The 25,601-nt window shown below is 71.4% G+C and carries 22 protein-coding genes; 14 read left to right on the top strand and 8 right to left on the bottom strand.

The features are described from left to right. Window positions 1-63: 63 nt before the first annotated feature. Window positions 64-750 carry a hypothetical protein gene (locus ML01_RS17245; protein ID WP_156427796.1) on the bottom strand — a complete coding sequence of 229 codons (687 nt, stop codon included), beginning with the start codon at window positions 748-750 and terminating at the stop codon, window positions 64-66. A 157-nt stretch (window positions 751-907) separates the two neighbouring features. Continuing rightward, a complete protein-coding gene (locus ML01_RS28935; protein WP_162268040.1) occupies window positions 908-1,198 on the bottom strand; it encodes a hypothetical protein in 291 nt (96 codons plus the stop codon). 513 nt (window positions 1,199-1,711) lie between these two features. Here ML01_RS28935 and ML01_RS17240 point away from each other — a divergent pair. The 5 genes from ML01_RS17240 to ML01_RS17220 all read left to right on the top strand — a co-directional run bounded on the left by ML01_RS17240 (window position 1,712) and on the right by ML01_RS17220 (window position 6,874). Next, on the top strand, window positions 1,712-1,993 hold the full coding sequence (locus ML01_RS17240; protein WP_058556638.1) for a type II toxin-antitoxin system prevent-host-death family antitoxin: 282 nt from the start codon (window positions 1,712-1,714) through the stop codon (window positions 1,991-1,993). Further along, the gene (locus tag ML01_RS17235) at window positions 1,986-2,399 is read left to right on the top strand and encodes a type II toxin-antitoxin system VapC family toxin (RefSeq protein WP_082674374.1); all 414 of its coding nucleotides are present in this window, start codon (window positions 1,986-1,988) and stop codon (window positions 2,397-2,399) included. The genes ML01_RS17240 and ML01_RS17235 overlap by 8 nt, the downstream gene beginning before the upstream one ends. A gap of 131 nt (window positions 2,400-2,530) precedes the next feature. After that, complete coding sequence (locus ML01_RS17230; RefSeq protein WP_058556637.1) at window positions 2,531-6,028, top strand: hypothetical protein; 3,498 nt, start codon at window positions 2,531-2,533, stop codon at window positions 6,026-6,028. A gap of 196 nt (window positions 6,029-6,224) precedes the next feature. Beyond that, complete coding sequence (locus tag ML01_RS17225; RefSeq protein ID WP_058556636.1) at window positions 6,225-6,458, top strand: hypothetical protein; 234 nt, start codon at window positions 6,225-6,227, stop codon at window positions 6,456-6,458. Beyond that, window positions 6,455-6,874, top strand: coding sequence for a type II toxin-antitoxin system VapC family toxin (locus ML01_RS17220; protein WP_058556635.1), 420 nt, complete (start codon window positions 6,455-6,457; stop codon window positions 6,872-6,874). The genes ML01_RS17225 and ML01_RS17220 overlap by 4 nt, the downstream gene beginning before the upstream one ends. A gap of 100 nt (window positions 6,875-6,974) precedes the next feature. Here the strand turns inward: ML01_RS17220 and ML01_RS17215 are convergent, their stop codons facing one another. Further along, window positions 6,975-11,996 (bottom strand): DEAD/DEAH box helicase, encoded by a 5,022-nt coding sequence (locus ML01_RS17215; protein WP_058556634.1) that lies wholly within the window; start codon window positions 11,994-11,996, stop codon window positions 6,975-6,977. Window positions 11,997-12,126: 130 nt separating this feature from the next. On the opposite strand from ML01_RS17215, the gene ML01_RS17210 reads away from it, so the two are divergent. Continuing rightward, on the top strand, window positions 12,127-12,387 hold the full coding sequence (locus ML01_RS17210) for a DUF4160 domain-containing protein (protein WP_058556633.1): 261 nt from the start codon (window positions 12,127-12,129) through the stop codon (window positions 12,385-12,387). Then, entirely contained in the window at window positions 12,342-12,662 is a 321-nt protein-coding gene (locus tag ML01_RS17205; protein ID WP_173865193.1) for a DUF2442 domain-containing protein, read from the top strand. The genes ML01_RS17210 and ML01_RS17205 overlap by 46 nt, the downstream gene beginning before the upstream one ends. A 137-nt stretch (window positions 12,663-12,799) precedes the next feature. Here the strand turns inward: ML01_RS17205 and ML01_RS17200 are convergent, their stop codons facing one another. The 5 genes from ML01_RS17200 to ML01_RS17180 form a co-directional block, all read right to left on the bottom strand. Further along, window positions 12,800-13,096, bottom strand: coding sequence for a type II toxin-antitoxin system RelE/ParE family toxin (locus ML01_RS17200; protein WP_058556631.1), 297 nt, complete (start codon window positions 13,094-13,096; stop codon window positions 12,800-12,802). A gap of 21 nt (window positions 13,097-13,117) precedes the next feature. Continuing rightward, the gene (locus ML01_RS17195) at window positions 13,118-13,405 is read right to left on the bottom strand and encodes a CopG family ribbon-helix-helix protein (RefSeq protein ID WP_058556630.1); all 288 of its coding nucleotides are present in this window, start codon (window positions 13,403-13,405) and stop codon (window positions 13,118-13,120) included. 346 nt (window positions 13,406-13,751) lie between these two features. After that, window positions 13,752-14,567, bottom strand: coding sequence for an SHOCT domain-containing protein (locus tag ML01_RS17190; protein WP_058556629.1), 816 nt, complete (start codon window positions 14,565-14,567; stop codon window positions 13,752-13,754). Between the two features lie 84 nt (window positions 14,568-14,651). Continuing rightward, on the bottom strand, window positions 14,652-16,184 hold the full coding sequence (locus tag ML01_RS17185; protein WP_058556628.1) for an AbgT family transporter: 1,533 nt from the start codon (window positions 16,182-16,184) through the stop codon (window positions 14,652-14,654). Next, entirely contained in the window at window positions 16,181-16,405 is a 225-nt protein-coding gene (locus ML01_RS17180) for a hypothetical protein (RefSeq protein WP_058556627.1), read from the bottom strand. Before ML01_RS17180 ends, ML01_RS17185 begins: the two co-directional genes overlap by 4 nt. 256 nt (window positions 16,406-16,661) lie before the next feature. On the opposite strand from ML01_RS17180, the gene ML01_RS17175 reads away from it, so the two are divergent. The 7 genes from ML01_RS17175 to ML01_RS17145 all read left to right on the top strand — a co-directional run bounded on the left by ML01_RS17175 (window position 16,662) and on the right by ML01_RS17145 (window position 25,591). Further along, on the top strand, window positions 16,662-18,764 hold the full coding sequence (locus ML01_RS17175; protein ID WP_058556626.1) for a PhoX family phosphatase: 2,103 nt from the start codon (window positions 16,662-16,664) through the stop codon (window positions 18,762-18,764). Next, entirely contained in the window at window positions 18,764-19,900 is a 1,137-nt protein-coding gene (locus tag ML01_RS17170; RefSeq protein ID WP_058556625.1) for a glycerate kinase, read from the top strand. The genes ML01_RS17175 and ML01_RS17170 overlap by 1 nt, the downstream gene beginning before the upstream one ends. 241 nt (window positions 19,901-20,141) lie before the next feature. Then, window positions 20,142-21,506: an AAA family ATPase gene (locus tag ML01_RS17165; RefSeq protein ID WP_058556624.1), complete on the top strand. Its 1,365-nt coding sequence runs from the start codon at window positions 20,142-20,144 to the stop codon at window positions 21,504-21,506. Further along, window positions 21,503-21,727, top strand: coding sequence for a hypothetical protein (locus ML01_RS17160; RefSeq protein WP_058556623.1), 225 nt, complete (start codon window positions 21,503-21,505; stop codon window positions 21,725-21,727). Before ML01_RS17165 ends, ML01_RS17160 begins: the two co-directional genes overlap by 4 nt. 183 nt (window positions 21,728-21,910) lie before the next feature. Beyond that, on the top strand, window positions 21,911-22,291 hold the full coding sequence (locus tag ML01_RS17155; protein WP_156427794.1) for a hypothetical protein: 381 nt from the start codon (window positions 21,911-21,913) through the stop codon (window positions 22,289-22,291). Between the two features lie 319 nt (window positions 22,292-22,610). Further along, complete coding sequence (locus ML01_RS17150) at window positions 22,611-23,411, top strand: hypothetical protein (RefSeq protein WP_156427793.1); 801 nt, start codon at window positions 22,611-22,613, stop codon at window positions 23,409-23,411. Then, window positions 23,384-25,591 (top strand): hypothetical protein, encoded by a 2,208-nt coding sequence (locus tag ML01_RS17145; RefSeq protein WP_058556620.1) that lies wholly within the window; start codon window positions 23,384-23,386, stop codon window positions 25,589-25,591. The genes ML01_RS17150 and ML01_RS17145 overlap by 28 nt, the downstream gene beginning before the upstream one ends. Window positions 25,592-25,601: the final 10 nt, after the last annotated feature.

Below are 25,601 nucleotides of genomic sequence, written 5' to 3'. Positions count from 1 at the left end.
GGCCAGCGGCCAGGCTCCGGACAGCAAATGACAAGGCTTTATCCGGCGCGGCGGGAATGCGGGTCAGCAGCGCCTAGGAGCGGCGGCGCGCAAGGCGCGCAGCCCCAGCAGCCCCGCAAGCAGCAGCAGCGGCGTCGCCGGGATGGAGACATTCGACGCGCTGGCGAGACCTTGCCCCGAGGCCGTCGGATCCATGAGCCTTGCGCTGGAGCCGGTGATGAGGGAGCTTTGGCGAAGCCAATCTTCCACGTCCAGACCGGCAACATGCGTGTAGATGCCGACGCTCTGGTATTGCGTGCCGAGGATGCCGGTCGCCGGGCCATCCACGAACAGGAATGCCAGCGACTGGCCATGCGGTGCCGACTGCATCGCATCCAGGGTGCCCTCCATCCGATCCAGGGTACTGGCCTGCTCGCTCGGCGTTAGGCTGCCGAAGATCGTATATTTGCCCCGGAAATCCTCGCCGGACTTGGAGCCACCCAAGTTGAGTGTGCCGAGGACCGTCCCGCCTTCCGTCCTGCTGAAGCCGGCACCCTCAATCGACGTGAGGATCACCTCGTTGTTCGGTGTCAGCTCCAGCTTGATCTGATCGAGCGACGGGTTGGTGTAAAGCACCAAGTCCTGCGCGTCGAACCGGAAATCCTGCACGCTGGCGCTGGTTGTAAAGACCAAGGCGTTCGCGCTGCCGGCGACGACCAGCCCGGCCAACGCGAGGAGCGCGGAGATCGCCGCTGGGCTTCGTCTCAACATGGTTTCCTTCGTCAACGTGAACATAGAAATGCCGCCTCGCAGTTCGGACCCTGTTCCAGGATTTTACACCAGCGGCCTTCGCAACCACCGTTTCCGTGATGCATGCAGGAATCAGGCCAACATCAGACAGCCCGATCCAGCCGCTACGATTAACGGCTTATTCCGCGGCCATTTTTGGCTTCACAAAACGCCCCGTGGGCGTGGGCAAAACCGAACCGGTGCGCTGATGGCGTCGGCAGCGGGCGTCAAACTGTAAAAAAATCTGACACTCACCGGCCGAAATCATGGGCAGTTTACGCAGCACGCCGCAGCCAGGCATGACGATCCGGTTGCGATAGGCCAGACGGTCGCGGGCGCCGACGAGCCGGCTCGCCTGCCGTGAGCCGAGCGACACCTCGGCCGCGCTGCGAACCACCCTTGGCCATGCTACCCAGCGGCGGCGCGCCACGGTTGCTCACCCCCAGGGGCATTTGGGGCACGCACTGACGGCAGCCAAGGCACATGGTCGTCGCATGCCATCCGTGGCGCGACTTGACAGCGGCTGCCCTGCCCGCTGACAAGCGCCCTGAGGTTACCTAACGCTGGCGCCTCACGCCACCGCCCTCAACCATTCGATGCTGCTGGTGGACATCATCATCCTTGGGCCGGAGGGCGGCGACTTAAGGTCGGGCGGATCATTGCCGCCGGCAAGCCGGAGGCCAGCGCTGCCTGAGCCGAGTCCGACACCGGGCGCTTCCTGGCGCCGCTGCTGGCGCGCGGATGGTGATCCGGCATGCGAACGGCGCAACCTGGAGGCCGATGACTTGTCTATAATGGACCGCACTCCTGTCTATCTAGGGCAACGACGGCAGGATGCCGGCCATTTCCAGTGCCAGTAAGGGACTTGGAAACCGCGTTGTCCGGCTCCGTCCGATTGTTGGGCAGGATGCACAATCAATCGGTGTCACCTTAGGTACGTCCTATGCCCTGGAACATCGCCGACGCGAAACAGCGCTTCTCCGAAGTGGTCAAGCAAGCGGTGGCCGAGCCCCAGCTCATCTACAACCGCAAGCGCCTGGTCGCGGCCGTGATCGACGCGGACGACTACGAGGCCTTCAAGGCCTGGTCCGAGCAGCGCAGCGCCCAGAGCCTCGCCGACGAGATGGCCGAGCTGCGCCAACTGATGGCAGAAGAAGACTACGCGCTGACGCCGCCGCCGCGCACGACACGGCCCAACGCCTTCGCCGCAGCCCGGGATGACTGAGGCGTTGGGCTACCTGGTCGACACCAACATCATCAGCGAGCTGGTACGCCGCGAGCCGGACCCCGGCGTCACCGCCTGGGCGAGCGGCGTCACCCGGCTCGCGCTGTCGGTCATCACCGTCGATGAAATCTGGTTCGGCCTCGCGTGGCGCCCCAACGCGCGCGTGCGCACCTGGGTGGAGGCGTTCTTCCAGCGCCACCCGATCCTCGACGTTACCGCACCCATCGCGCGGCGCGCCGGCGAGCTGCGCGGCACCCTCGCCGCCCGCGGCAGCGTCCGGCACCAAGCGGACATGCTCATCGCCGCCACCGCCCAGGCCCACCAGCTCACCCTGGTGACCCGCAAGACCAAAGACTTCGAGCAGTGCGGCATCGGGCTGCTGAACCCGTTCAGCGACGCCGATTGATCCCGACAACGGCGCAGAAAGAGGCGCCCGATTACGCGGCGCCCGCCCCGCATGCTGGACAAGCCCGGCCGCCAACGCGACCATCGGCGTGGTCACGGCTTCTGCCGAAGCCGCCGCACAGGGATCACCCGATGGCCGACGCCGACACCCCCGCTGCCGACCCGAGCCCGGACGACTGGCAGGCCCGCTGCGCCGCGCTGCTGGCCGGCGCCGAGGCCGCCCTGGCCGCCGCGCCCGAGCCCGCCCGGCTGCAAGCGGCGCTCGCCGCCTGCGAGCAGGCCGCCGCGCTCGCACGCGCCCGGCTGCCGGCGCCGGACAGTTCCCAGAGCCGCGCCGCCATGACCTTCGGCTTCTCGCCGGGGCTCGCCGGCCTCGCTAAGCCTGGCGGCGAGCCGGCGGCGCGGGAGTGGCTCGCGCGGGCGGTGGCGTTGCGGGAGCGGATCAGCAAACGCGCGGCGCCGAGCGGGGATGCCGGCCAACCCTCGCCGGACTCAGGCCGGGCCGAAGAACGAGGCCCGACACCCGCGCCGGTGTCGATCACGATCTCGGGCCTGCCGACCTCAGCGCCTTCGACGCCGTTGAACACCGGCGCCGCGCGGGGCGACGACGGCCTGTGGCAAGAGGCCGTGAAGCAGTTCGCCGCGGCCTGGACCGCGTACCAGCGTGGCGACCCGCGCTCGCTGCAAGAGGCCATCCGCGCCGCCGACGCCGGCATCGCGCTCGCGCGCCGCGTGGATCTGTCCGCGCCGCAGCGCCGCCACGCCCTCGCCTGGGGCTACAACTACAAGGGCTTTGCGCTTAAGGCCATCGGCACGCCGCAGGCCATCGCCGCCGCGGTCCAGGCCCACGACGCCGCCATCGACCTGCTGCGGCGGCTCCATCTCGACAACCCGGCCTTTCTCACGGACCTCGCCGGCAGTCATGTCAATAAGGGAATCGCGCTGGCGGCAAGCAAGCGCCCCGGCGACCTCGCCGCCGCCATGGCCGAATACGATGAGGCCATCCGCCTGCTCTCGCCCGTCTGCGCCGAGCCGAATGCCGAGGCCCAAGCCCTGTCGTTGCTGCGCAACTCGCACTACAACAAGGGCAACGCGCTCCGAGCCATAGGCACCGCGACCGCCCTCGCCGAGGCCATCCGCGCCTATGAGGAGGCCATCGCGCTCAGCAGCCGCCTCGATCTCGATATCCCCGAGTACCGCAACGACCTCGCGGGGGCGCACAACAGCAAGGGCATCGCGCTCACAGCCATCGGCACCGCGACCGCCCTCGCCGAGGCCATCCGCGCCTATGAGGAGGCCATCGCGCTCAGCAGCCGCCTCGATCTCGATATCCCCGAGTACCGCAACGACCTCGCGGGGGCGCACAACAGCAAGGGCAACGCGCTCAAAGCCGTCGGCACCCCGGACGCACTCGCCGACGCCGTCCGCGCCCACGATGCGGCTATTGCGCTTCTCAGCCGCCTCAATCTCGACATCCCCAAGTACCGCAACGGCCTCGCAGTGGCGCACTACAACAAGGGCAACGATCTCCAAGCCATCGGCACCCCGGCCGCCCTCGCCGAGGCCGTCCGCGCCTACGATGCTGCTATCGAGCTACTCGGCCGCCTCGATCTCGACAACCGCGACTACCGGCGCGGCCTCGCCGGCGCGCACATCAACCGGGGAGCGGCGCTGAAGGCCCACGGCACGCCGGAGGGCCTGGAACGGGCGCTGGTCGACTACCAGACCGGCATCGACCTGCTCCCGGATGCCCTCGCGCTGGCCTGGCACCCCGCCGCGGACATCAAGGCTGATGGCTACATGAACCTCGCCATCGACCTGGCCGCGCTGGCCCGCCCCGTCGACGCCGAGGACGCCGCCGAGCAAAGCCTCAGCCTGCTGCAACGCTTGGAGGCCAATGGCCGATACGCGCTGCGCGCCAAGCGCGAACAACACTTCCGCCAAACCTTGAACTACGCGCTCTACGCCAACCAGCACCCGATCCTCCCGGAGCTGGCGCTGGAGCACCTGGACCCGGACATGCCGGGGGCGGCGCCGGCGTCGGCGGCCATGCACCGGGCAGCCATGGAGGTGCTGCACCGTGCGGTCGCGGACGTGCTGACCATGCCGCAGGCCGACGCGCTGCGGGCGGAGTACGGCCGGGCCTTCGCGCGGCTCGCCGAAATCCGCGAGCGCTGGTTCGGCGGCACGGCCACCGCGGCGGCGCTGCGGGCGCAGGACGCGGAGCAGCGCGGCGACCTGGACGCGGCGCGGCGCATCGTCGCGGACTATCTCCAGGCCCGGCCGCGGGACCCGGAGGGCTGGCGGGTGCAGGCGGAGCTGTGCCGGCGGCTCGGCGACGGGCCGGGGCAGGAGGCGGCGCTGACGGAGCTGGGCCGGCGGCTGGTGCACGCGGGCACGACGCCGCCCGCCGTTGGCGCGGAGCCGGTGGCCCGCGTCGGCGGTGCGCTGCTGCAACTGCGCCTGGCGCGGGATCTGGATGCGCTGCTGCCGCGGGTCGCGGCGGCGGAGCTGCCAGACGCGCTGGAGGGGCTACTGGCGACGGCGCTCGGCTGGCAGCGCTGGCTGATCCGCGACTACCCGGACGCGGTGCTGGCGCCGCCCGACGGCGAGTCCCATCTGCCGGCGGCGCTGCTGGCGGACTGGCGCGAGAACCTGAACGCGCCGCTGGACACCGCCTGGCAGACGGCGGAGCTGGCGTGGCGGCGGCTGCTGCCACGGCTCGTCAACGCCCACGACGCCAAGACCCGCGCCGATCTGCTGCGCGACACCCTGGACACCGCAGACCGGCTGCTCATCGAGGCCATCGCGCTGGTGCCGCAGGACTGGCGCGGCTTCGTCGAGGGGCTGATCCATGCGTGGCGGGATATCGCCGCCGGCACGCTCGACGCGGGCGCCGATGCCGATGCCGATGCCGATGCGACGGCGCGCGAGCAGCGGGCGGCGGACATCGCCGAGGCCTTGGGCCGGGCGCTGTCGGGCATCACCCATCGGCTCGACGCCGCGGCGCTGGCCGACAGCATGGCCGCGCTGGCGCACACCCTGGGCGCCGCCTGGGGCGCGCTGCTGACGCCGACGGAGCGGCGCCTGCTCGCCGCCGCGCACCGCCTGAAGCAACACCCGGGCATGGCCCGCTACGCCGGGCTGGAGCTGGGGCTGGCGCTGGAGACGGCGCTGCGCGAGCGCTGCATCGACCCGCTGCGGGAGCAGCCGGCCGCGGTGCTGTCCCGGCTCGCGGCCGACGAGCCGCGGCAGGATACCCAGCAGGCGGCGCTGATCGGCTATCTGCAAGGCAAACGCCGGCCGCCGGTGCTCGGCGTCATGGTCGAGCTCTACGACCGGGTGCTCGCGCACTGGGACGCCCCGCCGCCCGGCCTGGCCGCGCACCTGCGCGCGCTGCTCCAGCGCTGGCCGCAGCCGGAGGCGCTGCGCGGCGCGGACGGCGCCCAACAGCGCCGCCGGCGCGATGGCCTGTTCGCGCTGCTCAAGGTCCGCAACGCCTGTGCGCACGCAGAGCAGCCGCCGGACGACACCGCCGTCGAGCAGGCCTGGCAGCACGCGGCCGGCGACCCGCGCGACGGCTTCTTCCCGGTGCTCGGGCGGGCGCATGGGCTGGGGCCGGATGCCTGAGGGCAGATCGGCCACGCCCCCGCGCGGCGCGCGTCGCCGGGCTTGCGGGCCTGGCCGGCATGTTGTGCGCGACAGGAGGTCGTCCCGCCCTGGCGGCAGCTTCGCCCGAACATGCTGTTCCGTCCCCGGCGGCTGCGCTGCCGCGCTCAGCCCCGTGCTAGGCTTGTCGAAGATTTCAACAACCGAGAGCCGGTTCATGGCAACGATGAACTTCAGCATCCCGGACGACGTTAAGGCCGACTTCAACCGAACCTTCGCGGGTCGCAACAAGAGCGCGGTGGTCGCGGAGCTGATGCGTCGCGCGGTGGCGGAGGCAGCGCTGCAGCGCCGCCGCGAAGAGGCGTTTCGCCGGTTGACCGAGGCCCGCGATGAGCGGCCCGCGCTCGACGATGCAGCGGCGCGGCGAGCCCGGGAGACCGGCCGGCCGTGACGCTGGTGCTCGACGCCAGCGTCGTCATCAAGTGGCTGTTCCAGGACCCGGAGCGCGAGGACTGGACCAGCCAGGCCACGGCGCTGATGGGTGCCGCCGTGCACGGCGAGGTTGCGCTGCTCCAGCCGCCGCACTGGCTCGCCGAAGTTGCCGCGGTACTGGCCCGCGAGACGCCCGAGCACGCGCGGCGCGACGTCCAACTGCTCGCTCAGCTTGGGTTTGCAGAACAGGGCGGCGGCGCGGTCCTGACGCGCGCCTGCACCCTATCGATTGAGTTGGACCACCACCTGTTCGATACCCTCTATCACGCGCTCGCGATCGAGCACCAAGCGACCCTCGTCACCGCGGACGACCGCTACTACCGCAAGGCGGCGGCGAAGCCCGGCATCCTGCACCTGTCCGACTGGACCCGTTAGACCATTTGGACCGCGTGCCTTGGAGCAGGCTTCACGGCGTCACGCCGGCCCCGCAACGCAGTGCCGGCCTGCCCGAAGACCAGGGGGCGGCAATGGGCGACTAACCCCGGGGTCCAGCACAGGCAATCGCGTTAGGGTCGCGGCCGGTACCGGCGGGGCGGAAGCGACTCGGCGCCAGCGCGTCGTAGTCCGGCTCAAAGCCGGCATGGACGAGGGTTTCACGCAGGGGTGATTCCAACGCCGGCAGGCCGTCGATGTGCTGGATGAGCAGGCGGCGGCGACCGGACGGGATGCGGTGCAGCGCGGCGGCGGCAAGGTCCAGCTCGCGGCCGGTGTCCGTGCGGCTGCCCGGAAAGCTCAGGAGCTGGCGGGCGTTGGCGGCGAGGTAGAGCACGGGCTTGCCGGCGACGAGGATCAGCCAGGCGCCGGCGGTGCGCTTGGGGGTCCGTTTGGCGGCACCTGTTGCGGGAGCAGCGTCCGCGTCGCGGCTGGTCCGCGCAGCGGACCCTACCGAGCCGCCGGCGGTGGGCGGCCAGTCCAGCAGCGTGCCGTAGGGGTTGGCGGGGTCGGCGGCGGGCAGGATGCGGACATCGGCATCCCCGTAGCCGTCCATGGGCGGCTCGTCTTCGCGGGCGGCGCGCAGGCGCTCGACGGCGCCGGGGAGCGCGAACTGGGCGCCGGAGAGACCCTCGACGAAATGGCCGCGGCGCACCTGGCCGCCCTCCTCCAGCGCCTTCAGCACGCGGTACAGCGGGCCGAAGCCGCCGGGCAGTCCTTCTGCGGCGACGGCCTCGCGGCTGACGATGCCGTAGCGCTCCAGAAGCATCTGCGCGGTGAGCGCGGCACGCTCCGTGTCGGTGAGATCATCGCCTGCTGCAAGGTCCGCCACCAGCGACCAGCGACCGCCGGCGAGCCCGCTGCCCGCCGCGGCACCGCGGCCGACACCCCGCAGCCCGCCGCGCCGGCCCGGGCCGCGCGGAGCCGCTCGCGCGCCGCCTGCCGCCGAGCCCCCCTTGCCGCCGGCGAGCGCCCGCAGCGGCGCGAAGGTGTCGTTGGTGATGCGCCCGTCCCAGACCAGGTCCCACAGCGCGGCGTCGAAGGCGTCCTTGGCGGCGGCGCTGCCGAGCCCGGCCGCCGCGATGACGGGCTCCGCGGCCCGTTGCAGGTCCATGAGAAAGCAGGCGCCGCGGCGCTGGAGCTGGTCCAGCAGCGCGGTGCGAAAGGCGGCAGCCAGGTCGTGCCCGCCGGCTGCCGCGGTGGCGGCCGACTCGGCCGTGTCGCCGGTGGCCGGCGCGTCATGGTCCGCGAAGCGGAGCCCAAGGGCGTCGGTAACCGGCGCGCCGTGGTCCGCGGAGGGGAGCCTACGGACATCAGCCGGTCGCTCGGCGCCGGGTCCATGCCCCTGCGGGTCGCCCGCGGAGGCGATGGCGGCGGAGACGTGCTCGCGCCGGTAGACCGCGATCCTGCCGTCCTTGGGTCCGGCAGCGCCGCGGCCGAGCCAGACGATCTGGCCGGTCGCCGCAAGCATGTCCAGGTCCTCGGCGCGGTAGCCCGGCACGCGCGCCGGCAGCAGCACCCGGTCGAGCTGCGTCCAGCTCACGGTGTAGCCTTCGAGCTGCAACAGCGCCTCCAGTAGCCGCTCGCGGGTGTCGCGCGCCTGCCGGGGCTCGGCGCCGATGCCGTGCCAGTCCGGCAGGAAGCGCCCGAGCGTGGCAGCGTCCACCGGCGCGACCTCGTCGCGCGCGCGGGCGAGCGTGCGCCGGCGCAAGCGCCGCATGACCTCGGCGTCGCACCACTCGGGCTCCGTGCCCAGCGGGCGAATCTCGCCATGCACCAGCTCGCCGCGGGTCTCCAGCAGCCGCAGCACGGGCTCCAACTGCGCCGCCGGCAGGCCGAGACGCTGGCCGAGCTGCCGCGTCGGGAACGGCCCATGCGTGCGGGCGTAGCGGCGGATCAACTGCTCCAGCGGCGCGTCGGTGGATGCGATGAAGCTCTCCGGCAGCCCCGGCGGCGGCACGCAGCCGAGGGCATCGCGGTACAGCCCGGCGTCCTCCGCCGCAATCCAGCGCCGCTCGCCGGCAACGGGCATCTGCACCGCGCGACGCTGGCCAGCAAGCTCAGCAAGCCAGGTGGCGGACTCGCCGGCAGCGGCCAAAGCCGAATCGTCATCGTCATCGGCGTCGGCGTCGCCATCGACACCGCCCGCCCCCACGCACCGCGCCGCGATCTCAACCGCCGTCAAATCCCCGAGCCGCCGCAACAGATCATGCACCTCGTTCGCATCCCGCGCGCGGCGCTCCGGCGTCAGGTGCGCGAGCTCCGCCTCCAGCTCTTCCAGCACGCGGGGGTCGATCAGCTCGCGCAGCTCCGCCTGCCCCAGCAGCTCGGCGAGCAGGCCGCGGTCGAGCGTCAGCGCCCGAGCGCGGCGCTCGGCAATGGGCGCGTCCTGCTCGTAGATGTACGCGGCGACGTAGGCGAACACCAGCGAGCGGGCGAAGGGCGAGGCACGCGCGGTCTCGACCTCATGCACGCGCACGGCGCGGGACTGGACGGCGCGCAGCAGATCCTTGAGCCCGGCCAGGTCGAACCGGTCGCTCAGGGCCTCGCGGTAGGTCTCCAGCACCACCGGAAAGCTCGGATAGCGGCGCACGACGGCGAGCAGGCTCTGCGCCTTGAGCCGCTGCGCCCAGAGCGGCCGGCGGCCCTGCGCCGAGCGCTTCGGCAACAGCAGCGCGCGGCCGGCGTTCTCGCGGAACAGGCTCGCGAACAGCGCGGTGTCGGCGAGCTGCTCGGTGATGCGCTCCTCGATCTCGTCCGGGTGCGGCAGCAGCGCCATCAGGTCCGGCAGCGCCTCGCCGTCGGCCAAGCGCAGCACGATGCCGTCGTCGGTGTACATCACCTGGATCTCGAAGCCTTCGCGCCGCTCCAACTGCCATTGCAGCGCCATCGCCCAGGGGGCGTGGATGCGCGCGCCGAACGGGGTCAGGATGCAGATGCGCCAGTCGCCGAGCTCGTCCCGAAAGCGCTCGATGACGATGGTGCGCTCATCCGGCACCTTGCCGGTGGCCTCGCGCTGCTCGTGGATGTAGGCGGCGAGGTTCGCCGCGGCGTGGTCGTCGAGCGGGGCCTGTTCGCGTATCCAGGCAATGGCGGCGTCCGGCGCGCGGCGGGCGACCTCGCGGCAGAAGGCACCGACGGCGCGGCCCAGCTCGACGGGTCTGCCGGGGCCGTCGCCGCGCCAGAAGGGCTGCTTGCCGGGCTCGCCGGGGGCGGGCGAGACGATGACGCGGTCGCGGGTGATCTCCTCGACGCGCCAGGTCGATGCACCGAGCAGGATGCACTCGCCGGCGCGGGTCTCGAAGACCATCTCCTCGTCCAGCTCGCCGATGCGCGGGCCCCCTGTTGCCCCATGGCCGCCCAAATGCACGGCGTAGTTGCCGCGGTCCGGGATGGTGCCGGCGTTGAGCCGCGTGGTCATGGCCGCGCCCTTGCGCGGGCTTAGGGTGTCCGTCGCGCGGTCCCAGGCGAGCAGCGGCCGGATGTCCGCAAAGTCGCTGGACGGGAAGCGCCCGGAGAGCATGTCGAGCACCGACTCCAGCGCGGCGCGGCTCAAGCCCCGGTAAGGTCCGGCGCGGCCCACCAGGCGCTCGATCTCGGCCACGGTGCGCTCGCCTGCGACGCAGTGCGCCGCGATCTGCTGCGCCAGCACGTCCAGCGCGTTGGTGGGCATGCGCAAGGGCTCGAGCTCGCCCGTCAGCATGCGCCCGGCAATGACGGCGCACTCCAAGAGATCCCCGCGGAACTTCGGGAAGATCCGCCCCGTGCTCACCTCGCCGACGCCGTGCCCGGCGCGGCCGACCCGCTGCAAGCCACGCGCGACGGAGCCGGGCGACTCCACCAACAGCACCTGATCCACGCCACCCATGTCGATGCCCATCTCCAGCGAGCTGGTGGCGACGATCGCCTTCAGCGTGCCGCGCTTGAGCCCGTCCTCGATCTCCGCGCGCTGCTGGTGGCTGACGCTGCCGTGGTGGGCGCGGACCAGGTCGGGTACGTCCAGCGCCGGCATATCGGCGAGGTCGGTGAGCGCAGCGTCGGCCGGCCCGGCCAGCCGCTCGGCATGCACCTCGTTCAGCCGCCGGCACAGCCGCTCCGCGAGCCCGCGGCTGTTGACGAAGACGATGGTCGATCGGTGCGCCAGGATCTCGTCCAGCAGCGCCGGATAGATGGCCGCCCACATGCCCTTCTCGGCCGGCGGGCGGGCGACCTCGCGGGCGTACAGCTCGCCCAGGATCGGGCCGCCGGCAGGCTCCAACCCAGGTGCGTCCGGGGGGCGCTCCATGTCCGGCACCGGCACACTGATGGTCAAGTCCAGCTTCGGCGGCGCGGCGGCATCGACGATCGCAACCGCCCGGTCGCCGCCGAGCCAGCGCGCGGCCTCGGCGAGCGGCGCCACCGTGGCCGAGAGCCCGATGCGCTGCGGGTCCGCGCCGCCGGCCGCCTCCACCAGCGCCGTCAGCCGCTCCAGGGACAGCGCCAGGTGCGCGCCGCGCTTGCTCGACGCGAGCACATGCACCTCATCGACGATGACGGTGTGCACGCCCGCCAGGTGCTCCGCCGCCCGCGAGCCAAGCAAGAGGTACAGCGACTCCGGCGTCGTCACCAGGATCTCCGCCGGGTCTTTGAGCTGCTGCTGACGCTCGCGGGCCGGCGTGTCGCCGGTGCGGATCGCCACGCGCGGCAGCCGGTGCGGCACGCCGAGCGTCATGGCCTGAGACGCGATGCCGGCCAGCGGCGCGCGCAGGTTGCGCTCGATGTCGTAGACCAGCGCCTTGAGCGGGGAGACATAGAGCACTCGGGTGCCTGCCGGGCGCTCGTCTGCTCGGACATCCAGTGCAGACCCGCCGTCCTCGGCCCTCGGCCCTCGGCCCTTCTCCTCGCCCCGCATCAGCCGGTCGATGGACCACAGGAACGCCGCCAGCGTCTTGCCGCTCCCGGTGGGCGCGGTGATGAGCACGTTGTCCCCGGCCGCGATGACCGGCCAGCCGGCGGCCTGGGCGTCGGTGGGGCCGGCGAAGTTGCGGCTGAACCAGCGGATGGTGGCGGGGCTGAAGATGTCCATGGCGAATCAGATGGGGGTTCAACCCCGAGACTTGCGGGCTCCAGGCCGCCGCGCCAGAATCAGGAGCGGCCTACGCACCGCTGCGTCTTCTGCGGAGACATCCGCCCTCGACCGCTCACTGCTGTCAGCTATGCCAACCGTCAGCCGGTTCTTCGGGATCGCCGTGCAGATGTTCTGGCGCGAGCATGCGCCGCCACACTTCCACGCGCTGTATGGGGAGCATGAGGCACTGATCGATATTCGCACGCTTGAGGTTATTCGGGGACGGCTCCCCAAACGCGCCCTGGACTTGGTCATCGAATGGGCCATCGAGCACCGTGAAGAACTGTTGGAGAACTGGAGCCTATGTCAGTCGAAGCAGCCGCCGAAACAGATCTCGCCCTTGGAGTGACACCCAGCGCACCATGGCGCGTCACCGAAGTGAGCGTCCTGCCCAACTATCGTCTCGCGGTGACCTTCACCGACGGGCGCCGAGGCATCGTCGATATGTCGGCGGTGCAAACAAGTGACGACTGCGGCATCTACGCCCGTCTCAGAGAGACCGAGCTTTTCGCCCAAGCCCATATCGATCTCGGCGTCGTTACCTGGCCGAACGGGGCCGATCTCGATCCTGCTTGGATGTATGACGAGCTGGAAAACGGCAACACCTGGTCTGTGCCGCTTTGACCGGGCAGCGCAGCGCAGATAATGCTCGTCCGAGCCCTCGCCTCAGCCGCCTCAACCATGGAATAGCTAACAGCTCGGCCTCGCCGAGCCGCTGACACCCGGACAGCAATAAGCGTCATCGGCAAGCCAAGCTCCGATCAATCGCGGGCGTAACCCGCTTCCTGCTGGCTGCGGATCGCGAGCACGAAGACGCTGTCGGTCTCCGGCACGTCGCGGTACAGGGCGACATAGCCGCGCGAGCGCCGGCCCATCACCAGCTCGCGCAGCTCGCCGCGGGCCGGCCGGCCGATCAGCGGGTTCTGCTCCAGCACGTCCAGCGCGGCCAGGATCTCGTCCAACCGCCGCGGCGCATCGGCGACCGCGTGCGTCATCAGGTGTTCCAAAATGCGCTCGAAGTCGAGCACGATCTCCGGCGCAAGCTCGATCCGCGCCACGGCCGGCGTCCGCGCGCCGGGCTAGTCGGCGGAACGCTGCACGGGCTTGGGGCGCGCGAGCGCCTCGCCCGCGAGCCGCCGCTTGAGGTAGTCCCGCAGTGCGGGCCAGGGGATGGTCTCGCCAGAGTCGAGGATGCGCGCGTAGCGCTGCTCGGCGAGTGCATGAAAGTCGTGCCGCCGCTCCTCCGCCGCGACGCGCTCCGCGATGGCCTCCAGCATGAAGGCGTGCGGGGTCTGGCCGGCGTGCTCCGCCGCCTGCGTCATGCGCTGCTTCAGGTCGTCCGGGAGGCGGATGCTGGTGGTGGTCATAGCGTCTGCCGCCGTTGTCAGGTCGCAATGCCGCGGAGTGTAGCACTGCCGTGCTACAGCGTCTGTGCGCGTCGGCCGGCGGCTGCGCCGTGCCGAGACTCAGGGCCTACGAGGCCGCCTCAGCCGGCGGCCCTTTTGCGAGACGAACATCCGGCGGCGCCCATCACGTCCGGCCTCCGGCGTGCGCGGCAACTATGCGAAGCGCTATGCCCGGGAGCACGACTTGCTGACTTGAGGCCACCGGCCTTAATGACCGTTCCAGCCAGTCGAGGGCACGGCGCGCATGGCGAGGGGTTCCAGCCCTGATTCGGTCAGGCCAACGTTCAACGCCGCAGCCGTCAGCCGCTCACAACCGCCCCAACAGCTCCGCCTTCTTGGCCGCAAACTCGTCTTCCGTCAGCAGCCCATCGGCGCGGAGCTTGCCGAGCCGCTCAATGGCGCTGAATACATCCGCCTCGGCGCCGGGCGCAGCACCGGGCGCCGATGCGCCCGGCTGGCCCGGTGCCGACGGCTGCGAGGCCGCCTGCGGGCGCCCGTCGATGGACACCACCGGCAGCGCGGTCAGCACCACGGTGCCGTACTGGCTCGTGAACAGGATCGACCCGCCGACACCCTGCTGCTGCGAGAAGCCGCCGATCTGATGATCGAGCGTGTCGTACACCCAGACCTGACCGCCGGTCTTGACCGCGAGCCGGCGGGCGCCGGCAAAGTAGGCATACTGCACGTTGTTCTGGCTGCCGGTGGCGTTGGGCTGGCCCAGCTCCACGGGCCACCAGTGCTGCGCCGGGTCCGGCACGAACAGGCTCGACTCGCCCATCATGCCGCCCGCGTTCTGCTGCTGCCGCGCGCCGCCGGACTGCGACTGACTCTGGAAGCTGCCGCTCTGGAGCAGCCCCGGCTGGTTCGCCAGCACGTTGGAGAGCTCGTTGCAGAGCGCGTCCACGCGGCTCTTGAGGCCGTGGTTGAACATATCGCCCAGCATCAGCATGCCGCCCTGCATCCATTGGCCGGAGCCGGCGAACTCCGGATGGCTGAACTGCGCCATGCTGCCGTTGCCGTGCAGCACGGCGAAGAGCATGTGCGTGACGGCGTCGGGGCTGAAGCCGTGGCGTTGGGACAGGTCGGCGACGAGGCGCTGACCCTCGGAGGTGAGCTGTTGCATCGGTAGGGTTCCGCGAGCAAGAAAAGGAATCCCGCGCACGCTAGCACGATGGGCGCCACTGCGGGTGCGCGGCGGCGATGTCCTTCAGCCGCTCGGCGGATACACCAATCCGCCGCCCGGCCCGAGCGGCCAGCCAAGCAGCACCCAGAGCCCGAGCAGCAACGCCCACACCGGCGCGAACACCAGCGTGTAGGGCAGCATCAGCGCCACCAGCGTGCCGAGCCCGGCGTCCGGCCGAAAGCGGCGGATGAAGGCGAGGATGATGACGAGGTAAGGGTTGAACGGCGTGATGCCGTTGGTCACCGAGTCGCCAACGCGGTAGGCCGCCTGCGTCAGCTCCGGGCTGATGCCGGCCTGCATGAACATCGGCACGAACACCGGCGCGAACAGCGCGTACTTGGCGCTCGCCGAGCCGATGAGGAGGTTGCCCGCCATCACCACGCCGATGAAGGCAAGCGTCAGCGCCGCGGGCGGCAGCGCCAGCGCCGCAAGCCACGCGCCGCCCACCACGGCCAGCATCTCGCCGAGCCGCGAGTGCCCGAAGCAGGCGATGAACTGCGCCGCAAAGAACGCGAGCACGATGTATGGACCCATGGTGCGCATGGTCTCGCCCATCATGTCCACCGCGTCGCGGTCGCGCCGAATGCTGCCGGCGCCGATGCCGTAGGCGAGGCCGGTGCCGAAAAAGACGATGAGCAGCATCGGCACCAGCGCCTCCATCCAGCGCGGGAAGCGCGCGCCCTCCCCCGCCAGCGGCGCGCCGGGGATCAGCACCGCGGCGAGCAGCAGCACCAGCAGCGCGACGCAGGTCCAGCCCGCAAAGCGCAAGCCCCGGTCCGCGTCGTGGAGCTGCTCGGGCGCCTCCGCCGGCCGCGCGCCGTGTTCCATCTCCGCCGCCGTCGGCCGCGGCAGCCGCGGCTCCACGAAGCGCCAGGTCACGAACGCCCCCGCCGCGGTCAGCACCAGTGTCGAGACGATCATGAACCACCAGTTGGCGCTGATCGCGACCTCATAGCTCGGGTCCAGCAGGTGCGCCGCCGCGGTGGACAGCCCCGCCAGGAGCGGGTCGAGCCCGGTGAGAAACAGGTTCGCAGAGAAGCCGCAGGTGACCCCGGCCGTCACCGCCGCGATGCCCGCCAACGGCGAGCGCCCGGCCGCCAGGAACAGCGCCCCGGCCAGCGGCGGCAGCACCACGTAGCCGGCGTCCAGCGCCAGCGACGACAGCACGCCGACGAACACCGTCATGGGCACCAGGAGCCGCGTCGGCGCGGCCGCGAGCAGCCGCCGCAGCAGCACCGGCAGGAGCCCCGAGCGCTCGGCGACGCCGATGCCGAGCAGCCCCACCAGCACCAGCCCGAGCGGCGGGAACTCCACGAAATTCTTGACCAGGCTCGAGAGCAGCCACCAGAGGCCGTCGGCGTCCAGCAAGCTCACCGGCGCGACGGTCTCCGTCTCCAGCGCGCCGTCGCGCTCCAGCGTGCGCGTCACGGTCCAGCCGAGCCGGACGGCCAGATCAGAGAGCAGCATCACCGCCAGCGTGCCGAGCGCGAACAGCGTGGACGGGTCCGGCAGCCGATTCCCGGCCCGCTCCACGGCGTTGAGCCAGCCGCCGGTCATGGCTCCCGCTCCGACGGCTCAGGCCGGGTGTGCGAGCCCACCGTCATCTTGTGGCGCTCGACGTGCGCGGACTCGAAGAAGTCCCGCATCGCCAGCGCCGTGACGCGGATGCGGGCTTCCTGATGCGGATAGGCCGCCAACTGCTCGGCGACCCAATCCTCCAGCGCGCGCGTGAGCGTGGCGCCGGTGAAGACGAACACCTTGTCCTCGAAGTTGGGCATGGTCTGATGGTCTCAGGTGGCCGTCTTTGCGAGCTTCGCCGGCATTGCGCGGAATTGGAGCCGCAGACCGATTGAGCCAAGGGCCGAGGGCCGAGGCGCGCTCCTCGGCCCTCGACCCTTGGCCCTCGCTGTCGAGCCCTGTCATCGATCCGCAACCGGCTCGGCCCGGGCCTCGGCTAAACTCCGGATCGACCATTATCCCCGCGCCCGCTGCTCCGTTGTCGGAACGTCGGCGCCCTGCCCGGAGCCCTGACCCGTGTCCCATCGCGACCGCGACCACCTCGACCCCGACGACTATCCTGTCAACCCGTCCGCCGAGCCAACGCTCGGCGACCTGATCGAGCGCCGCTTCAGCCGCCGCGAGCTGCTGCGCGGTGCACTCGGCGCTGGTGCGCTGGGTGCGCTCGCGGCCTCGCCGCTGGCGGCGCTGGCGGGCGGGGCGCTGCCGGCCGCTGCCACCGAGCCCGCGCCTGAGGCGGGCACGCCAAGCACCGACCCGACCCGCTTCGCCTTCACCGAGATCGCCCGCGGTGTCGACGCCACCCACCACGTCGCGCCCGGCTACAGCGCGGAGGTGCTGATCCGCTGGGGCGACCCGCTGCTGCCGGGGGCGCCCGCTTTCGACCCCGCCCACCCGAATGCCGCCGCGCAGCGCTGGCAGTTCGGCTACAACAACGACTTCATCGGCTACATCCCGCTGCCGCTCGGCTCGGCGAACAGCGAGCACGGGCTGCTGTGCGTGAACCACGAGTACACCAACACGACGCTCATGTTCCCGGGCCTCGCCGACGGCCTGACGCGCGAGATGGTGGACGCGGAGCTCGCCGCCCACGGCGGCTCCATCGTCGAGGTCCGCAAGATCGACGGCCAGTGGCAGGTGGTGCCGGAGAGCCCCTTCGCGCGGCGCATCGACGCGCTCGGCACCCGCATCGCCATCGCCGGCCCCGCCGCCGGCCATCCGCGGCTCTGCACCAACGCGGACCCGAGCGGGCGCTCCGTCATCGGCACGCTGAACAACTGTGCCGGCGGCATCACGCCCTGGGGCACCTACCTGATGGCGGAGGAGAACGTCCATCTGTACTTCTCGGGCAGCCTGGACGACCACCCGGAGCGCGAGAACTACGCCCGCATGGGCATCCCCGGCGCGCGCTACGCTTGGGCGGAGCACCATCCCCGCTTCGACATCAACGCGGAGCCGAACGAGGCCAACCGCTTCGGCTGGATCGTCGAGGTGGACCCCTTCGACCCGCTGGCGCCACCCGTCAAGCGCACGGCCTTGGGGCGCTGCAAGCACGAGGGCGCCGAGTGCATCGTCAACCGCGACGGCCGGCTCGTCATCTACTCCGGCGACGATCAGGTGTTCGAGTACCTGTATCGGTTCGTCAGCGACGGCACCGTGACGCCGCTGCCCGACCCCGCCGAGGAGACCTACACGGGCTACATCGACGCCGCGGGCCGGGTGCGCTTCACGCCGGCGTCCATCGAGGCGCGCATCGCCGCCGCCCGCGCCGCAAACCGCGACCTGCTCGACCACGGCACCCTCTCTGTCGCGAAGCTCGACGAGACGGGCGGTCTCGCCTGGCTGCCGCTGGTGCACGGCGAAGGCCCGCTGACCCCGGAGAACGGCTTCGCATCCCAGGCGGACGTGCTGATCGAGACCCGCCGTGCCGCGACGCTGCTCGGCGCCACACCGCTGGACCGGCCCGAGGACGTCGAGCCCAACCCGCGCACCGGCAAGGTCTACGTCAGCCTCACCAACAACAAAGACCGCGGCCGGGACGGCAAGCCCAGCCCCGATGCCGCCAACCCGCGCGCCGGCAACCTTTGGGGTCATTTGCTGGAGATCACGCCGGACGGCGGCGACCACGCGGCGGCCAGCGCGCGCTGGGAGGTGGTGGTGCAGGCCGGCGACCCCAACGCCCCCGGCGTCGCGGCGCAGTGGAACCCGGCCACCAGCGAGAACGGCTGGTTCGCCTGCCCGGACAACATGGCCGTAGACCCCGCCGGGCGACTCTGGGTCGCCACCGACCAGGGCGGCGATTGGAGTCGGACCTCCGGCGGTGCCGACGGCGTCTGGGCGCTCGAAACCGACGGCCCCGGGCGCGGCACCGGGCGCATGTTCTTCCGCGTGCCCGTCGGTGCCGAGATGTGCGGCCCACGCTTCACGCCGGACGGGCGCACGCTCTTCGTCGCCGTGCAGCATCCCGCCGCCGACGGCACCGAGGCCTATGCCGGCTTCGCGCGCAAGTCCACCTTCGAGGACCCGGCCACCCGCTGGCCGGACTTCCAGGACGGCATGCCGCCGCGCCCGTCGGTCGTCGTCATCACCAAAGACGACGGGGGTGAGATCGGGAGCTGATGCCCAAGCTCATCCTCGCCCCGAACGCGCTCAAAGGTAGCTGCACCGCCGCTGCCGCCGCCGCGGCCATGGCCCGCGGCGCCGCCCGCGCGCTGCCGGGGGCGGAGCTGGTCGAGCTGCCGGTGGCCGACGGCGGCGACGGCCTGGCCGCGGTGCTGCGCGACGCCATCGAGGGCGAGGCGCGGACGGTGCGCGTCGCCGGCCCGCGCTTTCAGCCGGTGGACGCGACGCTGATCTGGAGCCCGAGCCGGCGCATCGCGGTGGTCGAGATGGCCTTGGCGAGCGGGCTTGCCTTGCTCGCCGAGCAGGACCGTGACGCCACGACGACGACCACGCTCGGCACCGGCGAGCTGCTGCGCGCGGCGCTCGACCTGGGTGCGACGCACATCATCGTCGGCCTCGGCGGCAGCGCGACCAACGACGGCGGCGTCGGCATGGCAGCGGCGCTGGGCTGGCGCTTTACCGACGCGCCGGGCCGGCCCGTCGCGCCCGTCGGCGGCCGGCTCGCGGATATCGCGTGCATCGACGGCAGCGCTCGGGATGCCCGGCTCGCGCAGGTCCGCATCGAGGCCGTCTGCGACGTCGACAACCCGCTCACCGGCCCCCGCGGCGCGGCGCAGGTCTATGGCCCGCAGAAGGGCGCGAGCCCGGCGCAGGCGGCGATGCTCGATGCCGGCCTCGCGCACCTCGCCGGGCTCATCCAACGCGACCTCGGGCTGGACATCGCCGAGCTGCCCGGCGCCGGCGCCGCCGGCGGCCTCGGCGCCGGGCTCGTCGCCTTCGCCGGTGCGTCGCTCCGGCCCGGTGCCGAGCTGGTGCTGGACCTGCTCGGCATCGACGCACACCTCGACGGCGCCGAACTCGTGCTCACCGCAGAAGGCCGCATCGACGCCCAGACCGCCCACGGCAAGGCGCCCGCCGCCGTCGCCGCCCGCGCCAAGGCCCACGGCGTGCCCTGCATCGCCATCGCCGGCGGCATCGGCGACGGGCTCGACGTGCTGCACGCGCTCGGCATGGATGCCGTCTTCAGCCTCTGCCGCGGGCCGATGACGCTCGCCGAGGCGGAGCGCGATGCCGAGGCGCTGCTCGCGGCCACCGCGGAGCAGGCGGTGCGGGCGTTCTTTGCGCGGCGGTGAGCGCCGCCGGCAGACCGGCCATCAAGCGCTGCCGCCTGACGCTATCCACCCGCGACAGCAAAGCCACGGTGCTCTAGGATTCACGGCGACTCGGCACCCCGCCCAAGGGGCAGGTGGCGGGCGAGTCCTTGCTGTGGCGGACGCGGGCGCTCAACCGCTCGGCGCGGCAGGACGCCGACATTGCACGGGGATCACCCGCAATCGTCGAACCTCTGGCGCCTTGAAGCCTGAGCATCAGCAGATGAGACTGAGTACCGTCGAGATCGAAAACTTGCGCGCGGTAGGCCGCCTGAAACTGCCGCTGCATGAACGCCTGAATGTCCTGGTCGGTGATAACGCGGCGGGCAAGACCTCCGTCATTGAGGCCATCGCGATTGGCCTCGGTGCAATCCTTGAGCATCTTCCCGACTGCAAAGGGCGGGCGTTCCGGGACGCCGACTTGCGCGTTTATCCGATTCGCGGCGGCCGCGCCAACGACCATGAAGTGACCTTTTGGATGCGGACCCCTTTCGTCCGGGTCGCGTTGCACACCGACACCGACACGGGCCTCGCCTGGGACCGCATCAAGCGTCGGGATCGTACCCGCAGCACCGCCGCTGAGACCCCAAAAGCGCTCGGCCTGGCCCGGCTGCAAGCCTTTCTTGATCCCATCATCACGTCCGTGCAAGCGGGCGGTGATGCGGATTTGCCTATCGTCGCCTATTACGGCACGGAGCGGGCGGTCCCGGCCATTCCTCAACGCAAACGCGCCTTTCGAGCGACCATGAGTCGGTTCGCCGCGCTCGACGGTGCGCTGGACGCCGGCTTCCGCTTCAAGGACGTCTTCGAGTGGCTAGTCATGCAGGAGGATCTGGAGCGCCGCGAAAAGGAGTCGCATGCTGACTTCGGGTACAAGCTGCCGGTGCTGGAGGCCGTTCGCAACGCGGTCGAGCGAGGTCTCGATGGCTGCCGACGGCCGCGCACCGAGCTGAACCCGTTGCGCCTGGTGGTCGATCTGGAGACACCCACCGGAGGTGTCGAGCAACTCGCCCTCGATCAGCTCAGCGGCGGATATCGGACCATGCTGACGCTGGTTATCGACCTCGCGCGTCGGATGGCCCAGGCCAACCCCCATCGCGGTGGCGAGGCGATTGATGCCCCCGGTATCGTGCTGATCGATGAGGTAGACCTGCATCTGCATCCACGTTGGCAGCAGCGGGTGGTCCATGACCTCCAGCGGGCGTTCCCGAACATCCAGTTCATTGTGTCCACCCACAGTCCACAGGTGCTGACCACCGTTAAGCCCGAAAGCATCCTGATCCTGGAACGGGAGGCCGGGCGGATCTCAGCCGCGGTGCCGACATCCTCTTACGGTGCCAAGAGCGGCCGCCTGTTGACCGAGATTCTCGGCGTCGAGCAGGAACCGCCGGCGCAGGTCGTCGACTTCACCCGACTCATGCAGCGCTACGGTGAGCTGATTGCGCAGGACCGTGGCGAAGCGCCGGAGGCCCTGGCATTGCGCCAACAGCTCGAACAACTCTCGCCGCACGAACCCGAGCTATTGCGGATGGATCTTGAGATTCGCCGGAGGCGGGTGCTGCGTCGGGCACGGGAGGCGCAGGCGTGAAGCGGGTGCGTGGCCTGGATCGACCGACGCCCGGTCTCCAGCGGTTCCTTGACGAAAACCCACCGGACACTTCGTGGAGCGACTTCAAGAACTATCAGGAGTACCGCAATGGCGACGGTCGCACAGCCGCCGGCGAGCTGCTCGCGAAGCTGGCCGAGGACCAACATGGGCTCTGCGCCTATTGCGAGATCAAACTCAAACAGCACGACCAACAGGTGTAACATTTTCTGACGAGGGCCGCGCATACGGAATCGACCTACTCAGCGGCCAATCTGTTTGCGGCCTGTCAGGGCGGTGTGAACCCCCACAGCACGGACCCGGCACGGCGGGCGTTGCGGCCATCGCGCCGCAGTATGAGTTGCGGACAATTCAAGGACAGCGACCACAACCGGGTTGGCCAGCCCTTGAAGCCGACCGCACTGCCGGGCCAACCCGCCATCTTCCGCGTCGATCGGCACGGCCAGATCACGCAAGACGATGACGCTTGCCGGCAGGCGGGCGTCAGTGTCGAGCACGCCGGTGCCACCTTGACGGCACTCAACCTGAACTGTGAACGGTTACGGGTAGTCCGAGCGCTCATTTGGGAGGCGCTTGAGCAGCAGCTTGCCAGAGAATGCGACGACCAAACCGCGGATGATGCCGTTGCCCAAGCTCTGCGGCAGCAGGCAAGGGTCTTTCTACTGCCGGACGAGAATGGCGATTTACCGGCATTCTTCACCACGTACAGGGCCTTCTTCGGGGACATCGGGGAGGCGATCCTGGGCGCGCACGCGCACTGGATCTGATTCCTAGCCGGGCAGCACGAGAAGAACGGCGTACCTGTTCACGCCGCAGCCGCCATCGCCGGTGCCTCAACCCCGCGTAGCCGTTACACTCTGGCCCGGCGTTACACACGGCTTGGCCGCGGCCCCGTCCGCACCGGGGCGGCGCGCGACGTTTACAGGATTGGGCGCGAGGTTCGCATGGCTGAGAACAACCGCATCTTCATCTCTTGCGTGTCCGATGAGCTCCAGAACGGCTCCGGCCCCTTAGCCGGTCCCTGAGCCCTCACCGCCTACCCCGCAGCAACCTCGGCGAACCAACCACGGAACAGGGCGCTCACCCATGCAGACCCCGAGCAGATTGGAAAAAGGGCTCCTGATCGTCCTGTTCATCCTGGCGATGCTGGTGCTGCTCGGCGCCTGGCTGCCGGCCGACCAGTTGACCGCCTGGCTCGGCGAGGGCGCCGAGCCTGTGATCCACACGCTGCATCAGTCACCCTTCGCCGATCTTGCCGCGCTGCTGGGTGTCGTCGTCACGCTGGTCGCGTTCCTCGTCCCCGTGCTGCAACGCCAGCCGACCGCCACCGATCCTCCGCGGCCGGTCGCCGCGCCGCCGCAGCCAGTTCCACCGCCGCCCGAGCCCGCGACCTCGGCCAACCCCCGCATCGCCACCTCCCGCTTCGCCTTCCGTCACCACGCGGAGTTGTTCCAGGGCCGCACCGAGCAACTGGCGATGCTGGACGCGGCCTGGGCCGACGGCACCCCGGTGCTCGCGCTGATTGCCTGGGGCGGTGTCGGCAAGACCGCGCTCATCGCCCACTGGCTGCGCACACGCTTCATGGACCGCGGCTGGCAGGACCGCGACGGCCGGCCGCTGGCCGCCTATTTCGACTGGAGCTTCTACGACCAGGGCACCGCCGACGACGACGCCGCCGCCCGCACCGGCAGCGTCGGCGACTTCTTCCAACAGGCCCTCGCCCACTTCGGCGACCCGGACCCGCGTCGCCCCGAGGACAAGGGCCGGCGGCTCGCCGCGCTGATCCAGCGCCAGCGCAGCCTGGTGGTCCTCGACGGCCTGGAGCCCCTGCAACAGCCCCCCGGCCCCAGGCCGGGCAGTTGCTGGACCCGGACCTGCGCGAGCTGATCCGCGCCCTGGCCCAGCGCAACCCGGGCCTGCTGCTGCTCACCAGCCGCCAGGCCCTGCCCGATCTCACCGGCCACCACCAGCACGCGCTGGAGGAGCTCGGCCGCGACGCTGCGATTCGGCTGCTGCGGGACCTGCAGATCCGGGGCAGCGACGCGGACCTGGCCGCCGCCTGCGCGGAGCTGGACTGCCATGCGCTGAGCCTGACCCTGCTCGGCCGTTTCCTGTTCGACGCCCACGGCGGCGACATCCGCTGCCGCGACCGCATCGACTGGGGCCGGGCGGACCAGGAGACCCGCGGCAGCCGCCACCGCACCGCCTGGAAGGTGCTGGAGGCCTACGAGCAGTGGCTCGCCCCGCCGGCGCGCGGGTGGGCACGCCTGCTGCCGCGGGGCGGCCGGCGCGGCGGCTCCGGCGACAGCCGTGCGCAGACCATCGCCGTGCTGCGCCTCACCGGCCTGTTCGACCGCCCGGCGAGCCCCGACAGCCTGCGCGTGCTGCGCCGACGCCCGGCCATCCGCGGCCTCACCGAGGCCCTGGTGGACGTGGACGAGACCGGCTGGGAGTCGCTCCTCGCCCGGCTGGAGGCCGCCCACCTGATCCACCGCCGCGGCCAGACCGCCGGCACCGCCCTGGACGTCCACCCGCTGATCCGCGAGTACTTCGCCGAGCAGTTGCGCCGACACCTGCCCAAGGCCCACGCCGCCGCGCATGGGCGGCTGTTTGACTACCTCTGCCAGAGCACCCCCGAGCGGCCCGACGACCTGCCCGGCCTGCAACCCCTGTATCAGGCGGTGCGCCACGGCGTGCTGGCCGGGCGGGCGCAGACGGCCCTCGAAGAGGTCTACCGCGACCGCATCCTGCGCGGCACCGGGGACGACGGCTTCTACAGCCGGGACAAACTCGGCGCCATCAGCCAGGACTTAAGCGCCGTCGCCGCCTTCTTCGACGAGCCCTGGACGCGGGTCACCACCGCGGTCAGCGAGCCCGACCGCGCCTGGCTGCTGAGCGAGGCGGCGATTAACCTGCGCGCCCTCGGGCGGCTGACCGAGGCGCTGGGGCCGATGCGGGCGGGGTTGGAGATGTACGTGCAGCAGCAGGACTGGAACAACGCCGCACGCAGCGCCAGCAGTCTGAGCGAACTGGAGGTCACCCTCGGCGACCTGCCCGCGGCGATCCGGGATGCCCACGCCAGCGTCGCGCACGCGGACCGCAGCGGCGATGCCTTCCTGCGCATGGCCCGCCGCACCACCGCCGCCGATGCGCTGCACCAGGCCGGGGAGCGGCGCGAGGCCGGCGCGCTGTTTGCCGCGGCCGAGGTCATGCAGCGCGAGCGGCAGCCCCAGTTCCCGCTGCTCTATTCGCTGCCGGGGTTCCGCTACAGCGACTGGCTGCTGGCCCCGGCCGAGCGCGCCGCCTGGCGCGTCCTGCTCTCGTTCCCACGCGCCGCCGCGGGCGCTGGGACCGCCGACTTCCAGTCGGCGACGGGGTCCGCCGACAGCCAGTCGGCCAGTGGCGGGGACGCGGATGCCGCCGCGGCCCCGCCGGACCTGGACCCGCTGGCCGCCTGCGACGAGGTGGAGCGGCGGGCGCATGCGGCGTTGGAGATCGTGCTGAACGGATCGCGAAACCTCCTCGACATCGCGCTGAACCACCTGACCCTCGCCCGCGTCGCGCAGTGGCGGGGGCTGCTGACCGGCGCGGCGGCGACCCCGGCGCCCGCTGGCGACCCGGACCAGCCCCCGGACCCGCACCAGACCGCACTGACCGCCGCCGTCACCGGCCTGCGCGAAGCGGCCATGATGGACCACCTGCCCAAGGCCCTCCTCACCGCCGCGCTGTCCCACGCGCTGCGCGGCGACCCCGCCGCCGCCCGCGCGCTGCTCGACGAGGCCTGGGGCATCGCCGAGGCCGGCCCGATGCCGCTGTTCCAGGCCGATGTGCTGCTGACCCGCGCCCGCCTCTGGCTCGCCCGGCCCTGGGCTGATCCGTTATCGCGGCTGGAGGCCAAGCCTGCGCCGTCGCGGCCAGAGGCCGCTCCCACGGGCTACCCCTGGCCGGAGCGCACCCCGGCGATGGACCTGGCCGAGGCCCGCCGCCTCATCGACAAACACGGCTACGCCCGCCGCCTGCCCGAGCTTGCGGACGTCGAGGCGGCGCTGCGCACCGCGGACGCCTGAGCCGCACGGC

Source organism: Thiohalocapsa sp. ML1 (assembly GCF_001469165.1).
In the GTDB taxonomy this organism is placed as follows: Bacteria; Pseudomonadota; Gammaproteobacteria; order Chromatiales; family Chromatiaceae; genus Thiohalocapsa.
This window is presented reverse-complemented; position numbering and strand designations above follow the sequence as displayed.